The following is a 16,333-nucleotide window of genomic DNA, read 5'->3' on the forward strand; positions in this document are numbered from 1 at the left end:
ATACGGTTTGGTGTTCAACCGGTCAGGAGGATCTAATGATAGAAATCAGCTTATGCATGATTGTCCGCAATGAGGAAGCCAGCCTGCCCCGCTGCCTGTCTACGGTTGCATCTATTGCCGATGAGATTATTATTGTGGATACAGGCTCCACAGACGGTACCAAAGCAGCAGCTTCTGCTTTCGGGGCAGTCATTTATGATTTTGCGTGGATTGATGACTTTTCCGCTGCACGTAATTTTGCGTTTAGCAAAGCCACCAAAGAATACATCCTCTGGCTGGACGCAGATGATTACCTGAAGGAGGAGGACAGGCAGCGGTTTATCCGGCTGAAGCGGGAGATGCCCGAGGGGATTGACAGTGTGAATATGCAGTACAATCTGGGTTTTGACGCGGACGGAAATGTGACAGTATCACTCCGGCGCAACCGTCTGGTCCGGCGCAGCCGCAATTTCAGATGGATCGGGCCGGTGCATGAGTATCTGGAGGTGTATGGAGCTTCACTCAGCAGTGAGGTCTGTATCACTCATGAAAAAGACAAGGCATATACTGACCGTAATCTGCGCATCTACCAGAAGCGGGCGGCAGCGGGAGAGAAGTTCTCACCGCGCGATCAGTATTACTTCGCTAATGAGCTTCGTGACCACAGGATGCATGAGGAGGCATCCAGATACTATGAGCAGTTTCTGGATGGGGGACGGGGGTGGATTGAGGATAATATTCAGGCCTGCCTGAAGCTGGCAGAATGCAGGGAGCAGCTGGGTGATCCGGGAGCCGCCTTTGCTGCGCTGTGCAGAACACTGCAATATGACCAGCCGCGCGCAGAATTCTGCTGCAGGCTGGGAGCCTGGCACCTGGACAAAGGACAGCTGCAAGCTGCAGTATACTGGTATGAGCTGGCTGTCATGCTGCCCCGGGACGGAGAATCCATGGCGTTCAGGAATGAAGCATATTCGACCTGGCTTCCGCATCTTCAGCTCGCTTTGTGTTATGACCGGCTGGGACAGCATGAGAAAGCCAATCAGTATAATGAAACAGCGCTGCTGTTCCATCCGGCCCATCCGAGCATGCTGTATAACCGCAGTTATTTTCAGAATCTGCTCGGGGACCGGTACATCCGCCTGCAATCGCCCGATAGACCCGATGCAGGTGAGGACCATCCTGAATAGCTGTAATGCCGGAAATAGAGTTGATACAATGTTCCGCTAATAATAAACGGGCAGCAGTACACCGACGGTATCCGTTGATGTACTGCTGCCCGTTTATTATGTGTATCCGTCCCGGAAGCTGTCTGCTGTGCGGAAATGGCTGCCGGTTCCCCGCAATCAGTGTGTGTGATTTCCTTGCATGAAATTCTGAATAGTCTGTTCCATAATCCGGACACTGCTCTCCCAGGTCCAGCGGTTTGATTCCACTTCTCCCTGTGACGCCAGCCTGATCCTGAGCGCATGATCCTGCACCAGCCGGATTACATCGCCAGTCAGCCTGTTTTCATACCGGAAGGAGAGCAGGCAGTTCGTTTCGTGCCTTGCATACTCCATATTTCCCCCGGAATAGACGGTAGCCAGTGCCGCACCACAGCGCATCGCTTCCAGCCCCGGCAGAGAGCCGCTGTCAAATATGCTCGAACTGACAAAAATATCTGCACAATTATAATGGTAATTCAGCTCTTCGTCGTTCAGTGGAGTGAAAAAGCGGTATTTGCCGCCGGCTTTCAGCTTCTGAAGAGATTCCGAGGTGTAAAACTCGTCCGGCGGGCTGATAAAATTGATATTCACATGCGGGAGATTTTGCTTTACGATGTCGAGCTGTGAGATGAGATACTCCTGTTCGCGGTGCCAGGAGAAGCCGTTCTCGACCTTGCGGAGAATGGCGGTAATGTTCACCGGCTCCTGCAGGTTGTGACGGATATGCCGGTTTCGGAAAACGGTGCTGATGCCGACCGGGACAATACTGCCGGTAATGCCGTGGTTAAGGGCGATGATATCACGCTGCCATTCTGATAACACGAGCAGTCTCGGTGTGGTATTATAGCTGGGAAAAGACACATGATTCTCCGGCAGAAACAGCGGTTCATAGCATAATGAAAGACGGACATGCAGCCCTTTGCCGCTCCGGCTGGCCTCTTCTGAAACAGGTACGGTGGTATAGAAATTAGAGACAATGATATCGCTAGCCGGGAAGTCAGATTCGCGGAGTACGGTATGATCTGTACGGTGCAGCGTAGAATGGATGTCATAGGAGATATCGCCGTGGACCGGCATGACAATGATCACCTGATGGCCAAGAGCTGTAAGACCATTGGTGAGTTCCACCAGCATCCGTTGCGCTCCGCCATGGCATAGGGTGAGAATGGGAAATGTGAACCTCATCGCTGATCTCTTCCCTTCCTTTATCGCGCTGAATTGGCATTATAGATCTGTATAGCATTTTATTCAGCGAAGAGGGAAAAGGAACGAATTTTGGTTAAACGTCTATGGGGATGCTGGGGGCTGTCAGAGGATTCTGGCCGGAGCGGCAGAGCATTGCTCATACCGCAACGGCCAGTGAAAGAAAAGCGTCAGAGGATTAGCTGCGCAGACTGTGCAGCAGGGCAACCGTATCATTCATAACAGGCAGTGTAATCTCTTCGAGTGACACATCAAGCATCGGCTTACGTGCCTGGAGCTTCCTGAAGAATTCAGCCGTATGGAACAGCCCGCCTCCCGGGACTCCGTGACGGTAACCCGAGCCTTCAGCGTAGATGTCCTTCAGATGGGCGAGAATGATCCGGTCGCCGAACAGGTCGAGCGAGCTGTCTACAATCTCATCCTGGCGCCCGACATCTTGTCCGATCAGATTGCAGGGATCGAACACGACACCAATGTTGCTGGAAGGTACTTCATCCAGAATCCGGCGCATGTGCTGAGGCGAGGCGAGAGTATGGCTGCTTACACCTTCGATGCCTACAAATACGCCCCATTTCTCCGCTTCCTCAGCCAGTTCTTCCAGCGTAGCTCTGAAGGTCTGCCAGCCGAGCTCTTCATAACGCTCCGGATCAGCCGACTGATAAGTGGTTAAGCCTCCGCTTTCAGTGGCTACCATCGGCGCCCCGAATTGCTTGGCAAAGCGCAAGTGCTCCTTGAAGCGGTTGATTTCTGCCCTGCGTACTGCCGGGTCCGGGTTGATCGGGTCAATATAGCAGCCGAGCACGCCGATACGGACACCCGCCTTGTCGAACTTCTCACCGATATAATTAGCCAGCGCAGGGCTGAACTTGCCTGGAGAAAGATCAATATCCTGAATAGCTTTGGTTAAGGCAAGCTGCACAAAATCAATGTCGTGTGCCTGCAGAGTGGAAACCAGTGTGTCGAGTGGCAGGCAACCTGCCGTGTGTGCTAAAGTTCCGAATCGAATGGGTAACATCTCCTTTTAATATAATAATTACGTATTCCTATTAATAATAAATACGCTTTCACCTAGATGCAACTTCTAACTGGCGACAGATGCGCCAGAAGTCCGAAGCATTTTTGGGATAACGGAGAAGAGAAATCAGGAGGGCAGCTTTAGGACTGCACCCCTGAGGCAGCTTCCGGCCGGCCGCGGCTCTCTGCAGAAAGCTGCTTGGTCTGGTAGGCCACGCCCCAATCCCTCATTAAATGGATGATCGGCACAAGAGTCATACCGAATTCGGTCAGCGAATATTCAACCTTTGGCGGAACCTGATGATACACCTCGCGGTGAACAACGCCGTCTTCCTCCAGTTCACGCAGCTGGAGCGTAAGCATACGCTGGGTTATACCCGGGCAGATTCTGCGGAACTCATTAAAGCGTTTTGTTCCGTCAATCAGATGGTACAGCAGCACGCCCTTCCATTTTCCGCCGATTACATCCAGGGTGAATTCAACGGGACAGGCCTGTGCGCCATCCGGGCATTCGCCAAAGCCCCCTTTTCTGTTACGCATGTCTGGTCACCTCACAGTATCATTTTGTATACTACATATCAAAAATGTGCGTACTTCAAAGTTCGCTGTATATATCTTAATATTAAGCATGTGAACAGGATAACGTCAAAATAATATTTTTGCAGGACAGGAAAGGGTGTAGCGGTTATGGAAACTTTGGAAAAGAAATCGGCGTTAAAGGAAGACATTCTGGAAGCCTATGCGTTCAGGCATGCCACTAAGGAATTTGACAGCAGCCGTACAATCAGCAGTGAGGATTTCAGCTTCATTCTGGAAACAGGGCGTCTGTCGCCGAGCTCCTTCGGGTTTGAGCCTTGGAAATTTGTCGTCGTTCAGAATCCGGAGCTGCGCGAAAAGCTGCGGGTAAATGCCTGGGGTGCCCAGAAGCAGCTTCCGACTGCCAGTCATTTTCTGCTGATTCTGTCCAGACAGCCGGCCGATCTGGCGGCGGATTCGGCTTATATCAGCGGGATGATGAGTGAAGTGCAGCAGCTGCCGCCGCAGGTGGCTGAAGGCAAAACCAAAATGTTTGACACCTTCCTTAACGTTGATTTCGGATTAAGGGGCAATGACCGGGCCAAGTTCGAGTGGGGAGCACGCCAGACGTATCTCGCACTCGGCAACATGATGACCGCCGCGGCAATGATCGGTATCGATTCCTGTCCGATTGAAGGCTTCAATAAGGAGCTGATTGAGCAGACGCTGGAAGCTGAAGGTATATTGGACCGCGGACACTTCGGCCTTGCCTGCATGGCTGCCTTCGGTTACCGGAAAGCCGAACCCCGGGCCAAAACAAGACAAACCGCCGAACAAGTCGTTCAGTGGGTCTGAGTCTTTGCTACACAAACAACCTCTCTGCAAAAGCGGTGCTGCATGCGCCGGTTTGCAGAGAGGTTGTTTCTTTTTGTGAAAATATTGAGAAGGTGCGAAAAACGATTGAAAATTTGCTGAAAGGCCGCTAGTCTAAGAAGGGAAGGTATCATCCGTGAAATAATCATTTTAGACTGAAGGGATTCCTGCAACATGAAAATGATCCGTGTCATAGCTGAGGTCGGAATATTGTACGTATTCTATCTGGCTGGCGATGCTCTGCAGAAGCTGCTGCATTTGCCGGTTCCCGGCAGTATTGTCGGCCTGCTGCTGCTCTTTGCGTTATTATTGCTAAAGATTGTACCCGTTAAGCTGATTGAGAACGGCTCGTCGTTTATTCTGGCATATCTGCCGATGTTCTTCATTCCGGCAACTGCAGGCATTATGAACCATCTTGATATTTTTAGCGGCCGAGGGCTGCTGCTCATAGCTATTCTGATAATCAGCAGTGTGCTGACGATGGTTGTCACTGCACATTCCAGCCAGTGGATAACCGGCTTAGGGTCCAGACAGGCCGGCGGCAGACAGAGCTTCCCGGCAGACGGCCTGGGCGAAAAGAGGAAGGGCGCATGAGAATACTGCTGGCAGCCGGATTTGTAGTGTTCAATGTTGCGATCTACCTGTTCATGGCTATGCTGTATAAGCGCTACCGTCTCCCTGTTCTTTTGCCGGCGCTGACTGCGACTTTCACCGTAGTGGTTTTGCTGCTCGGATTCAATATTTCATATGATACATATATGATCGGCGGCGAATGGATAAACCGTCTGCTTGGTCCGGCGGTCGTCTCCCTTGCTTATCCGCTGTATAAACAGCGGCACGTGCTGCGGGAGAATCTGCCGGCTGTTCTCGGGGGAACAGTCACCGGCCTGCTGGTAGGAATGCTCAGCGGGCTCTTGATGGCGGCAAGTCTCGGTTTTTCCAAAATCTACGTCCTCTCAGTTCTGCCTAAATCCATTACAACAGCGGTAGCCATTCAAATCTCGGATAATCTCGGCGGAGATTCTTCCCTGACCTCCGTGTTCGTGATGATTGCCGGGTTCACCGGAGCCATCGGCGGCCCTTACATTATTAAGCTGTTCAGAATCCGCAGTGAGGCGGGAATCGGAATCGGGCTTGGCACAGCATCACATGCGCTTGGCACAGCCAAAGCGCTGGAATACGGCGAGCAGTCCGTCTCCATGAGCTCGGTGGCGATGACAGTCTGTGCCATCGTGGGCTCTATAATCGGACCGCTCGTCGCATGGATCATGTATCATTAGCCGGAAGCGGGTTTATTCCGCTTTGACCTTCAGGCGGATCACGTTCCAGGAAGCCTTAGGCAGCAGGGCGCTCACACGTCCGCCGTCAGCAGCAGCGTTTCCGCGGTCATGCGGAAGCACATTGCCGGGATTCTGGCGGGTGTTGGCAGCATAGAGATCCTCATTCTCAAGCACCGTGTGCTGGATAACCGAGGCCTCACCGAAGCTGCGCAAGTCAACCGAGAATTCCATTCCTTCAGTCAAATGGCGGTTTACAGCGAATACTGTAACCTCACCCAGCTCCTCGTTGTAGACACTGACTGCCTCAAGATAAGGGACATCGGTGAAGTCCTTGGAATCATATTTCGGGCTGGTAATCAGCGGGTGCAGCACGGTGCCCCGGCCGAACTGTGAAGCATGCATATAAGGATAGAAAGTCGTCTGCAGCCAGAGCGGACCGCCGTTTTCGGTCATGATCGGTGCGATAACATTGATCAGCTGGGCGATACAGGCCATTTTTACCCGGTCCGCATGCTTGAGGAGGCTGATCAGGCAGCAGCCCACAACCAGGGCATCCTCCAGATTATATACATCCTCGAATTCAGGCGGTGCAACCTCCCAGAAGGTTTCAGCCCGGCTGGACCCTTGTGATTTCCATACGTTCCATTCATCAAGCGAGAGGTATATTTTCTTCTTGCTTTTCTTTTTGGCCTTGATATAGTCGCACACAGCGGCTACACTGTCGATGAACTGGTCCAGATCCAGCGAGCTGGCCAGGAAATTCGGCGAATCGCCTTCATTATTATTGTAGTAGGTATGCAGGGACAGGAAGTCTACATTATCATAGCTGAGGTCAAGCACCGTAGCTTCCCATTCGGCAAAGGTAGCCATGCTTCTGCCCGAGCTGCCGCAGGCAACGAGTTCAAGCGACGGATCGACCCAGCGCATCGCTTTGGCAGTTTCATTAGCAAGTCTGCCGTACTCTACCGCCGTTTTGGCACCGATCTGCCAAGGGCCGTCCATTTCATTGCCCAGGCACCAGGTTTTGAATTTATGCGGCTCTTTTACTCCGTGGGAGATACGCATATCACTGTAATACGAGCCGGATGGATGATTACAGTATTCGACCAGGTTACGGGCGGCATCGATTCCGCGTGTACCCAGGTTGACCGCCATCATGACTTCCGAGCCGACCAGCTTCGCCCATTTGGCGAATTCATTGGTGCCTACCTGATTGGTTTCAGTAACCCACCACGCCAATTCAAGAGAGCGCTTACGTTCGGACTGGGGTCCCACGCCGTCTTCCCAGTTATAGCCGGAGACGAAGTTTCCGCCCGGATAGCGGATAATAGGTACGTTCAGTGAACGGATAGCCTGCAGGGCATCTCCGCGGAAGCCGTCTTCATCTGCTGTAGCGTGTCCGGGTTCATAGATTCCGCCGTATACAGCCCGGCCCAGGTGTTCGATGAAAGATCCGTATACCCGCGGGTCAACCTCACCTAGTCTGAAATCCTTGTCAACGATCATTGTTGATTTTATTGTCATCTGTGCAACTCCTTTAATTAGAATTAATGAATTTGTTAATTAATTAATCATTTTATGATTACATCATACGTATTTTACGCTAAAATAGGCAATATAAATCTTTAGGATTAATATAATTACTAATCCAAACGGAGTGGAGGATAACGATGTACTTAACTACAGATTCAGAGTCACTTAAGGTGTATGAAGCGCTGGCAAGTGAAGTCAGGCTCAGAATCATTGACCTGCTGGGCACGGAAGAGATGCATATTAAGGAGCTGGCCTCGAAGCTGTACCTAAGCAGCGCGATAGTCAGCTCCCATGTAGCCAAGCTGCAGAAAGCCGGGATAGTCAGCTCGCAAATGAAAAGAATTGATGGCGGAACCTACAAATACTGCTCGCTGTCAGCAAACTTTCTGCAGATTAAATTGTCCGGAGCAAAGGGGATCGCCCGTAAGGTAGTGGAGGTGTCGGTTCCGGTTGGACATTATACCGATCTGCAGGCTTCTCCGACCTGCGGAATTGCCACGACTGAGAAGCTGATCGGGTATTATGATGATCCGCGCTATTTTCTTGATCCTGAGCGGGTGGATGCGGGAATTCTATGGTTCGCAAAAGGATATGCAGAATACAAAGTGCCGAACTATCTGTTCATGGATCAGAAGGTTCAGGAGATTGAAATCTCCATGGAGCTTGGCTCGGAGGCTCCGAATGTCAATGAGAAGTGGCCGTCTGAAATTCACTTCGCGCTGAACGGGCACGAGCTGGGCAAATGGACAAGTCCCGGTGATTTCGGGGTAATGCGCGGACGCCTTACCCCTTCATGGTGGAATTCCGATGTGAACCAGTATGGCCTGCTTAAGGTGCTGCGGGTGAACCGGGGCGGGACCTATATCGACGGCCAGCAGATCTCGGCGTTAACGCTGGATGATGTATGCTGGCAGAAGGATCAGTGGACATTCAGGCTGACGGCCGAAGACTCAACCCGAAGGCGGGGCGGACTGACGCTCTACGGGCGCGGCTTCGGCAATTATGAGCAGGATATTGTATTTAGAGTTTATTATGAATAGGACATCTTGAACCATTCTTTCAATCAGGGTTTTATGTTTGCAAAGCAGGTCATCGGGTAACTATAACTAAGTGTCCCAAAAAACTGTTAAGCTCAAGGAGGAAATCAAGTGACAGATCACATTCAGAATGAAGCGGACATCCGCAATAAAGAGAACAAGGACGGCGACTCTCTGGCAGAACGCAAAAAAATGGAGAACGGCGTAGATATTGAACCGGAGGCTGATGACTGGGTAGCCAAACCGGCGGAATCCGCTCATCCGGACCCGCTTCCCAAAAACTAAACGATGCTAACAAAGACAGGCTGTCCTATCCGGGCAGCCTGTCTTTGTATATTACGGCACACCGGCGTATTGAGTATGATAAGCGGCTGTTGTATACTCAGTTCAAGTACAGCCGCTTTTCCCGTAATAGAACAGCAGCGCAGATTTCCCGGAACTCATTCTAATGAACTTGAGGGAGGCAAGAGGATGCGTAGTCGTAACGATAACGGCCGGTACAGGCAAAAGCGCGGTGAGGCGCTGGCAGGAAATCTTGAAAAAAAGTATGGCTCGGATTTTGGTGCGCGCAGCGAGCTTACACTGGAGGCAATAAGGAAGCAATATGATAATCTGCCGGCAGCGCAGCTGATGAAGGAACAGCAGCAGAAGGAGTGAACATAAGGTGTTCAGTATGCAGACCAGCATTACAAGGTGATGTCCCGGGAGCCGTAATCAACAGGCTTTGGGACATCTTTTTTATTGTCCGCATAATTACAGCGGCGTATTGACATACTACCTCCCGGAAGAACCTTTATTAATAATTAACAATAGGGGAGGCGGGGCTGGTGAAGCTTTTTCCGCTGCTGCCGCCGGGCGGTTATACGGCAATATCCGTGGCGGGCGAATATATCTTTTACTTTGCGGTCTACTCCTTTTTGGGCTGGATGCTTGAAGGGACATACAATCTTTATAGTCAGGGAAGCTTCCGTAAGGAGGGCTTTCTAAAAGGGCCGGTTAAGCCGATGTACGGCTTTGCGCCGCTGCTGCTGCTTACACTACAAAGGCTGGAGCTGCCGCTGCCGCTCTTTCTAGCACTGGTGCTGATTATTCCTTCGCTGGTCGAATACATCAGCGGCTGGCTGCTAAAAGGCTTTTTCCATAAGCAATGGTGGGATTATTCGGACATGCCCCGCCAGCTTCACGGTCACATCTGCCTGAAATTTTCGCTGTACTGGTGGGTGCTGGCAGCAGGCTGCATTTATGTGCTGCATCCGCTGATCAGGCTGATCTATTCATCGGTCCGCCTTCTGTGGATACCGCTGCTGCCGCTGGTTACGCTGCTGTTCGTTTTGGATCTGCTCTGGACGTGGCGGGTACGCCGGCGCAGTCTGAACGTGCTGGATCCTGAAGAAGGATGACGTCTGCCTGAAGTCGAGCTTATATATAGGGCCAATTCTTTGCTAATCCGGCAAAGAATTGGCCCTTTTTTGGCATCCCAGAATGTAATGGTTTAGGGATTTATTTGGGATGGGGAATCCGGTGTCAAATATAGGTAGTGGCGTAATGCCTTCTTTGATAAACTCATATAGTAGTACAAGGAAGTGAGGAGGAGTGAAGATGCCGATTTCTGAATATTACCGCGGACTGCGCAGCAGTGTAGGAACAGGTCTTCTGATGGTTCCGTCCGTGGCTGCGGTTATCCGTAACGATGCAGGAGGAATTCTCTTCATCCGCAAAGGCGGGGAGCAGCTGTGGGGCCTGCCGGCCGGTGCTGTTGAACCGGGGGAGACACCTTCCAGAGCAATACGCCGTGAGGTGTTCGAGGAGACGGGATTAATGGTAACACCACTTGGGATCAGCGGTGTCTTCGGCGGAGAAAAGTACACATATGAGTACAGCAACGGCGACCGTGTTGAGTATACCGTAACGGTGTTTGAGTGCGCTATCGTGAAGGGGATACCGAGAAATATGGACGGGGAGTGTGAGGAGCTCAGATTCTTCGGAGAGGAAGAGCTGCCGCAGATTGCCGTTCCATATCCGGCAGAGCTGTTCCGGAGGTATTCCGGTGAAGCATCGCCAGCTATTTTTGAGTAGATTCTTCCTTAATAGAGACAGGAGCTATAAGCATGCAAAGATTCCCGGTGAACCGCCGCCGCAGGATTATCTATGGCTGTGCCATTCTCATTACTGTAGTGTCAGGACTATGTTCCAGGGCATATGCAGAACATCTGCCTTCTTTCGCAGCAGCTCATCTGGGAGATGCATTATGGGCGGCAATGGTCTATTTCGGATTCCGCCTGCTGCTTCCCGGGCGACCATTGGCTTTGGCACTCGCGTTAAGCGTGCTGTTCAGCTTCAGCATCGAGTTCAGCCAGCTGTACCAGGCAGCATGGATTAACGGATGGCGAGCCACGCTGCCCGGCAGACTGATTCTGGGCAGAGGTTTTCTCTGGATCGACCTGGTGCGCTATACCGCTGGAATCTGTACAGCCTGTGCATTGGACCGGGTCTTCCTGAACAGAGCATGAACTTGATAAATAAGTATGATGGAGATGACATTCCCTAATGACAATGACGAACAGCCTGATTGTCGTATGCCTGCTGACACTGATCATTAATACGGCAGAAACGTTATCGTATTCGGTCCGTTTTGCCGGTGTGAAGCTGAACAAGATTGCTATTGCTTTATCCCTGACCGGTATTATCGTGCTGATCTCAAGAACAGCGAATATGATTCAGGCCCCGCTGACGGCTAAATTTGTCGATTACTCCAACAATGATGATCCGGGCTTTCCGCTGGGCAATTATCTGCGGATTATTATGCTCGCTTCCACCCTGGGTACCCTGCTCGCTATTGCACTTTTCCCCACCTTTGTCGGCCTGTTCAGCAGAGTGATTTCCAAGCTGGAGGTAGAGGGCTCTATTCCCAAGCTGCTCAGCAGCGTGACAGTGCAGCAGCTCAAGAACACCCGCAAGTATTTCAAAAGACCCGGCCTGCGCCTGCCCAGCTTCCGGTATCTTGGCATCCCCAAGCGCTTTATCATTATGAACATCTTCGTCACAGGATTCTATACGGTCGGGGTGCTGTCTTCGCTGTATGCCGGACATTTGTCTCCCCAGCTGCTTGCCACTGCCTCTAACGCTTCGGGGCTAATTAACGGCTTGGCTACCATTCTGCTGACAGTCTTTATTGACCCTCAGCTTGGGATTATCACCCACAAGGCTACGGAGAGTGCAGAGTACCGTGACCAGCTCGGTAAAATCTATATTCTGTTGATGTTCTCAAGGGTTCTGGGCACACTGCTGGGCCAGCTTGTGTTCGAGCCGGCGGCTTATTTTATCAGCTGGATGGTCCAGCTGATCTGACAAGTCCACTTAAGGAAGTTTAGCCTCAGCCAGCCGCAGGGCTGCAGTTATCTTTTGCTCCAGTACATAAACCTGCTGCAGAGAGGTGCGGATTTCCGTCATCCGGGCACAGGAACGCTTCATTCCGGCCGCAGCTGCTACAGCGTCTCCGGCCTTTACTGCTGTCTTGTATTGCTTGTCCGCTTCTGAGCGGAGAGCTTGCGCTTCGCTGATCAGCTTGTTGCCGGCAGTGATCTGCTTTCTGAGGCCGGCTACCGGCGAAAGCGCATCTTTGGCAGGCTTGTTCTTGGCTGCGGCAGCTGCCTTGGCTTCCGTCAGCGCAGTGTTCTTCGCTTTGATCTCAGCGTTAGCTGCTGTAGCAGCAGCCTTCAATTTATTGCGCTTCAGATCGAAGGCAGTAGCACTCTTAAGATTGCCTGCTTTGCGGGCTGCAGCAGCCTGCTTGCCCAGCGACGAATACTGCTCCAGCAGCGGAGCATGCTTCTTCCTGGCAGTATCGGCGTCTGACTTGAGGCGGCTCAGCAGACTCTTGTCCGTTGCTTGAAGCCTGGCATTAACGGCAGCAAGACCGGCCGTGTTCTGCTTGCGAAGCTCCTGATTACGCTTGCTGTCAGTCTTAACGGATTCCTGCAGGGCGGTGTAGCTACTGTAGAGGTCATTGATCTGGTCGAGTGCCTCATCCCAGTCTGAGGCTGCAGCAGCCCGTGGTGTGTTCCCGGACAAAACTGCCAGAAGGATGAGCAGTACAGTAAACCTGCGCCATCTGCGTGTAATTACAGCATTGTTCACTTAGATCATCTCCATTTCTGCATGTTATTATTGGACGCAAAAAAGCACCCCCAAGAAAGGCATGAATGCCAATCCTGCGAGGTGCTTCGCCCGCTTAACATGTATAATTTATACTTAATATAGCTTGAATGATATGGGAAGTCAAGGAATAAAGGAACGTTAGTTCGCAATAATTCAGATTGCAGAATTGCGGTGTGCTACATAACAGGAGGTATATATGAAACAAACACAAGAAGAAGTCCGGGACCGGATCGCGCTGATTACGGGAACCTCCAGCGGTTTTGGGCTGCTGACGGCGGTAAAGCTGGCATCCCGGGGATATCAGGTGGTTGCAGCGATGCGTGATCTGCAGCGCAAGGACGAGCTGCTCCTCCAGGCGGAAGCGGCCGGTGTAACCAAGAGAATTCATCTGATGACGATGGATGTTACGCGCTCAGACTCCATTGAAGCTGCTGTATCCGCGGTTAACGAGCGTTTCGGAGCCATTGATGTACTTGTGAATAATGCGGGCTTTGCTGTTGGCGGCTTCACGGAAGAGGTGAGCATGGAGGAGTGGCGGCGGCAGATGGATACGAATTTTTTCGGTCTCGTGGAGGTTACTAAGGCAGTGCTGCCTGTTATGCGCGGACAGCGTGAAGGCTGCATTATTAATGTCAGCAGCGTGAGCGGCCTGTTCGGCTTTCCCGGCTATGCGCCGTATGCGGCATCCAAATTTGCGGTAGAGGGCTTTAGCGAAAGTCTGCGCCAGGAGCTGCTGCCTTTCGGGATTAAGGTCATTCTGGTCGAACCGGGCTCCTTCCGCACACCGATCTGGGGCAAAGGAATGGACAGCATCCGCACCAGTGACACTTCTCCTTACAAAAAGCAGCTGGAGCAGGTGCTGCGCTACTCCCGGCGCACTGCAGAAGCTGCGCCGGATCCTGCACAGGTAGCCGAACTGATTGGAAGGCTTGTACAGAAGCGCTCTCCCAAGCTGCGCTATCCGGTTGGCAAAGGCATTCACAGCCTGATTTTCGGCAAAAGCCTGCTGCCCTGGAAAACGCTTGAACGCTTCATCGCCAAATCACTGGCAGGGATGAAGTAAGCTGTGTGACTTCTTTTAGAGAGTAGGGAATTGCTTGAAAAGAAACGTTTTGTACATTGAAGATAATGAGAAAATAGGCAGCTGGGTTAAGGAAGAACTGGAGCAGCGGGGGTTTTCGGTCCAGTGGCTGCTTTCCGGTGAAGGGGCTGAGCAGGAGGTAAGCCGGCATGAAATGGTTATTCTGGATATCATGTTACCCGGTTTAGACGGATTCACTGTGGGGAGACGCTTAAAAAAGGCCGCTCCTGCTGTTCCTATTTTGCTTTTGTCTGCCCGGACATCCATAAATGATAAGGTGGACGGTTTGCAGTTTGCGGATGACTATTTAACAAAACCGTTTCATACGGATGAATTAGTGGCGAGAATGGAAGTGTTGATCCGCCGGAGCGGGGGAGCACACTCCAGGCGTATTTTATTAGGCACCCATATCGAAGTAGACCGCGAAGGACAAATGATTTTTGACAACCGAACAGGGAATGAAATTATTTTAACAGGAAAACAGCATCAAATTCTAATGTACTTCTTACGCCACCCCAATCAGGTTCTGCCCAAGGAACAGATTTATGAAGCCGTCTGGGAGGAAGCTTATATTACAGGGGACAAAACGTTAATGGTTCATATCCGCAGGCTGCGCCAAAAGCTGGAGCGTAATCCGGATTCGCCGGAGATTATTGAAACGCTGAAGGGAATCGGCTACCGGGTGAAGCTATGAAACAGGGCAAGTCGTTATTCCGCCGTTATCTGAAGGTGCATTTTATGTTTATCTTCTTTCCTCCCATGGTGCTTATTATTCTCTCTGCTTTTGTCGGGGTTTCTGTCAATGAAGTAACTCTGAATACGTTAAATCAATTTTACGCCACCCTGTTTTTGTTTGGTTTTATTATTGTTGCGTTTGTTCTGATATCCTGGCGGTTCTTCTTGAAGCTTCGCACACGGCTCACCAGCTTACAGGAAGCCATGGCATTTTCAGCTGAACATAACCCGTTCCCGCAGCCTGTATCTGTTCAAAGTAACCGGATGGATGAGATAGACCAGTTAGGCAGCTCCTTCAATTGGATGATTCAGCAGCTTGAAGACAGCCGTACGCGGGAGCACGAAGAGGAATTATTGCGGCACCGGCTAATTGCGGGCTTATCTCACGATTTACGGACACCGCTAACCATTTTACGGGGACATGTCATCAGATTAAATAAAGAATCAGTCAGTTCAGACGGACAAAGCTCATTAGCAGAGATGGACCTTACGATCACAAGAGCCGGAGAACTGATGGATGATTTGTTTTCCTATACCTTGCTTACATCAGGAAAACAGCCATTTGTACCTGCTTCAACAGATATTGGACGCCTGGTAAGAGCCTCTGTTGCAGCATGGTATCCTATATTTGAAGAACAGGACATTCAGATCGATGCTGATATACGGGCAGAGGATACTTTTTACTGGGAAGCAGATCCTAAATGGCTGGCACGGGTGCTGGATAATTTATTTCAGAATATCATCCGGCATGCGGCTGAGGGCAAATATATAAGCATTACAGTTGATGTAGAAAAAGAAAGGGTCATAGTTGGCGACAGAGGTCCGGGTATGGACAACTCATCCTATGAGCACGGGGCGGGGATCGGTTTATCTGCTGTGAGCTATATGCTGGAAAAAATGAGGCTGAAGGCTGAATTTACAACGGATGAAACCGGCACAAGTGTAACGGTTAGCAGAGCTTAACCTAAAAGTAACCCGGAATTAAACAAGCGGATACCCGGCATGTAACCTTGCTTCTTTATAATGAGAACCATAACCGAAAGGAAGTGTTATGGTTGATTACAATTAATAGTCTGGTCAAACACCGCGGGAAGCAAAGATATTTTAGGCCGTTCGCAGAATTACAGGCTGTCGGATTTTACCCGTAGACGGGATGCCTGAGCTCAGGCCTTCCCTATGCCGGCCGGTTATGTATGCATAACGTCCAATGATCACGCTCATTGCCAAACTTTGAAAGTTTGAATACAATGAAGATTCATGGATTTGCATAGAGAATCGGGGTGTACAATGCCGGAAACAGTGGGACTGCATATCTGCTTTGATGAGTCGGGACGAGAGATTGAGGTGCTCGATGTGACTCCAGTAGCGCAGGATAAATACAGAATTGAAGAGACGCCGATATTTAACCCGGGCATCGCGCTCGGAGATGTCATCCGCGTCAAAGTGAAGCAGGGGATCTCTTATTATGTCGAGACCGTGCAGAAGTCGGACTACCGGAGGTTTGCGTGGCTGCTCAGCAAGGAAGCGGCAGCTTCAAGAGAGATTTCAGCGCTGAAGCAGGCGGTCAAGGACAATGGCGGGCGTTCTGAACAAATTTTTGGAGGTTTTTTTGTCATACATATCCATGACGGGGCTGCCGTCGATGTTGAGGCTGAAATGTCACGGATATCGGCCAAGTTTGAGCTTTAATTTAATTCCTATTCGGACAAAAGAGGTGCC

20 protein-coding genes are annotated in these 16,333 nt (G+C 51.0%); 15 read left to right on the forward strand and 5 right to left on the reverse strand.

Features of this window, described 5'->3' with window-relative positions; genetic code table 11:
- The first annotated feature begins 35 nt into the window (after positions 1-35).
- On the forward strand, positions 36-1,166 hold the full coding sequence (locus R70331_RS11765) for a glycosyltransferase family 2 protein (RefSeq protein ID WP_042175604.1): 1,131 nt from the start codon (positions 36-38) through the stop codon (positions 1,164-1,166).
- A 156-nt stretch (positions 1,167-1,322) separates the two neighbouring features.
- On the opposite strand, the gene R70331_RS11770 is transcribed toward R70331_RS11765, so the two are convergent.
- The 3 genes from R70331_RS11770 to R70331_RS11780 all read right to left on the reverse strand — a co-directional run bounded on the left by R70331_RS11770 (position 1,323) and on the right by R70331_RS11780 (position 3,941).
- A complete protein-coding gene (locus R70331_RS11770; RefSeq protein WP_042175606.1) occupies positions 1,323-2,369 on the reverse strand; it encodes a glycosyltransferase family 4 protein in 1,047 nt (348 codons plus the stop codon).
- A 196-nt stretch (positions 2,370-2,565) separates the two neighbouring features.
- Complete coding sequence (locus tag R70331_RS11775; RefSeq protein ID WP_042175608.1) at positions 2,566-3,402, reverse strand: sugar phosphate isomerase/epimerase family protein; 837 nt, start codon at positions 3,400-3,402, stop codon at positions 2,566-2,568.
- Positions 3,403-3,542: 140 nt separating this feature from the next.
- Positions 3,543-3,941 (reverse strand): winged helix-turn-helix transcriptional regulator, encoded by a 399-nt coding sequence (locus tag R70331_RS11780; RefSeq protein WP_042175611.1) that lies wholly within the window; start codon positions 3,939-3,941, stop codon positions 3,543-3,545.
- Positions 3,942-4,097: 156 nt separating this feature from the next.
- Between R70331_RS11780 and R70331_RS11785 the strand changes: the two genes are divergently transcribed.
- From R70331_RS11785 to R70331_RS11795, 3 genes are all read left to right on the forward strand, one after another.
- A complete protein-coding gene (locus tag R70331_RS11785; protein ID WP_442950581.1) occupies positions 4,098-4,772 on the forward strand; it encodes an NAD(P)H-dependent oxidoreductase in 675 nt (224 codons plus the stop codon).
- Between the two features lie 192 nt (positions 4,773-4,964).
- Entirely contained in the window at positions 4,965-5,384 is a 420-nt protein-coding gene (locus R70331_RS11790) for a CidA/LrgA family protein (RefSeq protein WP_042175616.1), read from the forward strand.
- Positions 5,381-6,070 carry an LrgB family protein gene (locus tag R70331_RS11795; RefSeq protein WP_042175617.1) on the forward strand — a complete coding sequence of 230 codons (690 nt, stop codon included), beginning with the start codon at positions 5,381-5,383 and terminating at the stop codon, positions 6,068-6,070. The genes R70331_RS11790 and R70331_RS11795 overlap by 4 nt, the downstream gene beginning before the upstream one ends.
- Positions 6,071-6,082: 12 nt before the next feature.
- Here R70331_RS11795 and arfA read toward each other — a convergent pair whose 3' ends face one another.
- Positions 6,083-7,594, reverse strand: a complete 1,512-nt coding sequence (gene arfA / locus R70331_RS11800) for an arabinosylfuranosidase ArfA (RefSeq protein ID WP_042175620.1) — start codon at positions 7,592-7,594, stop codon at positions 6,083-6,085.
- Between the two features lie 146 nt (positions 7,595-7,740).
- Between arfA and R70331_RS11805 the strand changes: the two genes are divergently transcribed.
- The 7 genes from R70331_RS11805 (at position 7,741) to R70331_RS11830 (ending at position 11,988) form a co-directional block, all read left to right on the forward strand.
- Positions 7,741-8,643 carry an ArsR/SmtB family transcription factor gene (locus tag R70331_RS11805; RefSeq protein ID WP_042175622.1) on the forward strand — a complete coding sequence of 301 codons (903 nt, stop codon included), beginning with the start codon at positions 7,741-7,743 and terminating at the stop codon, positions 8,641-8,643.
- A gap of 108 nt (positions 8,644-8,751) precedes the next feature.
- A complete protein-coding gene (locus tag R70331_RS31845) occupies positions 8,752-8,925 on the forward strand; it encodes a hypothetical protein (RefSeq protein WP_167336689.1) in 174 nt (57 codons plus the stop codon).
- Between the two features lie 186 nt (positions 8,926-9,111).
- The gene (locus R70331_RS11810; RefSeq protein WP_042175624.1) at positions 9,112-9,297 is read left to right on the forward strand and encodes a hypothetical protein; all 186 of its coding nucleotides are present in this window, start codon (positions 9,112-9,114) and stop codon (positions 9,295-9,297) included.
- 170 nt (positions 9,298-9,467) lie between these two features.
- Positions 9,468-10,040: a putative ABC transporter permease gene (locus R70331_RS11815; protein WP_231576455.1), complete on the forward strand. Its 573-nt coding sequence runs from the start codon at positions 9,468-9,470 to the stop codon at positions 10,038-10,040.
- A gap of 199 nt (positions 10,041-10,239) precedes the next feature.
- On the forward strand, positions 10,240-10,716 hold the full coding sequence (locus R70331_RS11820; RefSeq protein WP_042175626.1) for an NUDIX domain-containing protein: 477 nt from the start codon (positions 10,240-10,242) through the stop codon (positions 10,714-10,716).
- A gap of 32 nt (positions 10,717-10,748) precedes the next feature.
- Entirely contained in the window at positions 10,749-11,150 is a 402-nt protein-coding gene (locus R70331_RS11825; protein ID WP_042175628.1) for a ribosomal maturation YjgA family protein, read from the forward strand.
- Between the two features lie 43 nt (positions 11,151-11,193).
- Positions 11,194-11,988 carry a lipid II flippase Amj family protein gene (locus R70331_RS11830; RefSeq protein WP_042182551.1) on the forward strand — a complete coding sequence of 265 codons (795 nt, stop codon included), beginning with the start codon at positions 11,194-11,196 and terminating at the stop codon, positions 11,986-11,988.
- Positions 11,989-11,997: 9 nt separating this feature from the next.
- Here the strand turns inward: R70331_RS11830 and R70331_RS11835 are convergent, their stop codons facing one another.
- The gene (locus R70331_RS11835; RefSeq protein ID WP_042175631.1) at positions 11,998-12,777 is read right to left on the reverse strand and encodes a hypothetical protein; all 780 of its coding nucleotides are present in this window, start codon (positions 12,775-12,777) and stop codon (positions 11,998-12,000) included.
- A gap of 217 nt (positions 12,778-12,994) precedes the next feature.
- Between R70331_RS11835 and R70331_RS11840 the strand changes: the two genes are divergently transcribed.
- From R70331_RS11840 to R70331_RS11855, 4 genes are all read left to right on the forward strand, one after another.
- Positions 12,995-13,861 carry an SDR family oxidoreductase gene (locus R70331_RS11840; RefSeq protein WP_042175634.1) on the forward strand — a complete coding sequence of 289 codons (867 nt, stop codon included), beginning with the start codon at positions 12,995-12,997 and terminating at the stop codon, positions 13,859-13,861.
- A gap of 34 nt (positions 13,862-13,895) precedes the next feature.
- Positions 13,896-14,573, forward strand: coding sequence for a response regulator transcription factor (locus R70331_RS11845; RefSeq protein ID WP_042175636.1), 678 nt, complete (start codon positions 13,896-13,898; stop codon positions 14,571-14,573).
- Positions 14,570-15,577, forward strand: a complete 1,008-nt coding sequence (locus R70331_RS11850; RefSeq protein ID WP_042175637.1) for a HAMP domain-containing sensor histidine kinase — start codon at positions 14,570-14,572, stop codon at positions 15,575-15,577. The genes R70331_RS11845 and R70331_RS11850 overlap by 4 nt, the downstream gene beginning before the upstream one ends.
- A 324-nt stretch (positions 15,578-15,901) precedes the next feature.
- Complete coding sequence (locus R70331_RS11855) at positions 15,902-16,303, forward strand: DUF4265 domain-containing protein (RefSeq protein ID WP_042175640.1); 402 nt, start codon at positions 15,902-15,904, stop codon at positions 16,301-16,303.
- The last annotated feature ends 30 nt before the right edge of the window (positions 16,304-16,333 follow it).

This window comes from Paenibacillus sp. FSL R7-0331, assembly GCF_000758645.1.
In the GTDB taxonomy this organism is placed as follows: domain Bacteria; phylum Bacillota; class Bacilli; order Paenibacillales; family Paenibacillaceae; genus Paenibacillus_AQ; species Paenibacillus_AQ camerounensis.

Bases quoted from the DNA above. Each gene is read 5' to 3' on its own strand.
- R70331_RS11830 (WP_042182551.1), top strand. From the start codon at position 11,194: ATGACGAACAGCCTGATTGTCGTATGCCTGCTGACACTGATCATTAAT.
- R70331_RS11850 (WP_042175637.1), top strand. From the start codon at position 14,570: ATGAAACAGGGCAAGTCGTTATTCCGCCGTTATCTGAAGGTGCATTTT.
- R70331_RS11780 (WP_042175611.1), bottom strand. From the start codon at position 3,941: ATGCGTAACAGAAAAGGGGGCTTTGGCGAATGCCCGGATGGCGCACAG.
- R70331_RS11805 (WP_042175622.1), top strand. From the start codon at position 7,741: ATGTACTTAACTACAGATTCAGAGTCACTTAAGGTGTATGAAGCGCTG.
- R70331_RS11820 (WP_042175626.1), top strand. From the start codon at position 10,240: ATGCCGATTTCTGAATATTACCGCGGACTGCGCAGCAGTGTAGGAACA.
- R70331_RS11770 (WP_042175606.1), bottom strand. From the start codon at position 2,369: ATGAGGTTCACATTTCCCATTCTCACCCTATGCCATGGCGGAGCGCAA.
- R70331_RS11810 (WP_042175624.1), top strand. From the start codon at position 9,112: ATGCGTAGTCGTAACGATAACGGCCGGTACAGGCAAAAGCGCGGTGAG.
- R70331_RS11825 (WP_042175628.1), top strand. From the start codon at position 10,749: ATGCAAAGATTCCCGGTGAACCGCCGCCGCAGGATTATCTATGGCTGT.
- R70331_RS11775 (WP_042175608.1), bottom strand. From the start codon at position 3,402: ATGTTACCCATTCGATTCGGAACTTTAGCACACACGGCAGGTTGCCTG.
- R70331_RS11790 (WP_042175616.1), top strand. From the start codon at position 4,965: ATGAAAATGATCCGTGTCATAGCTGAGGTCGGAATATTGTACGTATTC.
- R70331_RS11840 (WP_042175634.1), top strand. From the start codon at position 12,995: ATGAAACAAACACAAGAAGAAGTCCGGGACCGGATCGCGCTGATTACG.
- R70331_RS11795 (WP_042175617.1), top strand. From the start codon at position 5,381: ATGAGAATACTGCTGGCAGCCGGATTTGTAGTGTTCAATGTTGCGATC.
- R70331_RS11855 (WP_042175640.1), top strand. From the start codon at position 15,902: ATGCCGGAAACAGTGGGACTGCATATCTGCTTTGATGAGTCGGGACGA.
- arfA (WP_042175620.1), bottom strand. From the start codon at position 7,594: ATGACAATAAAATCAACAATGATCGTTGACAAGGATTTCAGACTAGGT.
- R70331_RS11765 (WP_042175604.1), top strand. From the start codon at position 36: ATGATAGAAATCAGCTTATGCATGATTGTCCGCAATGAGGAAGCCAGC.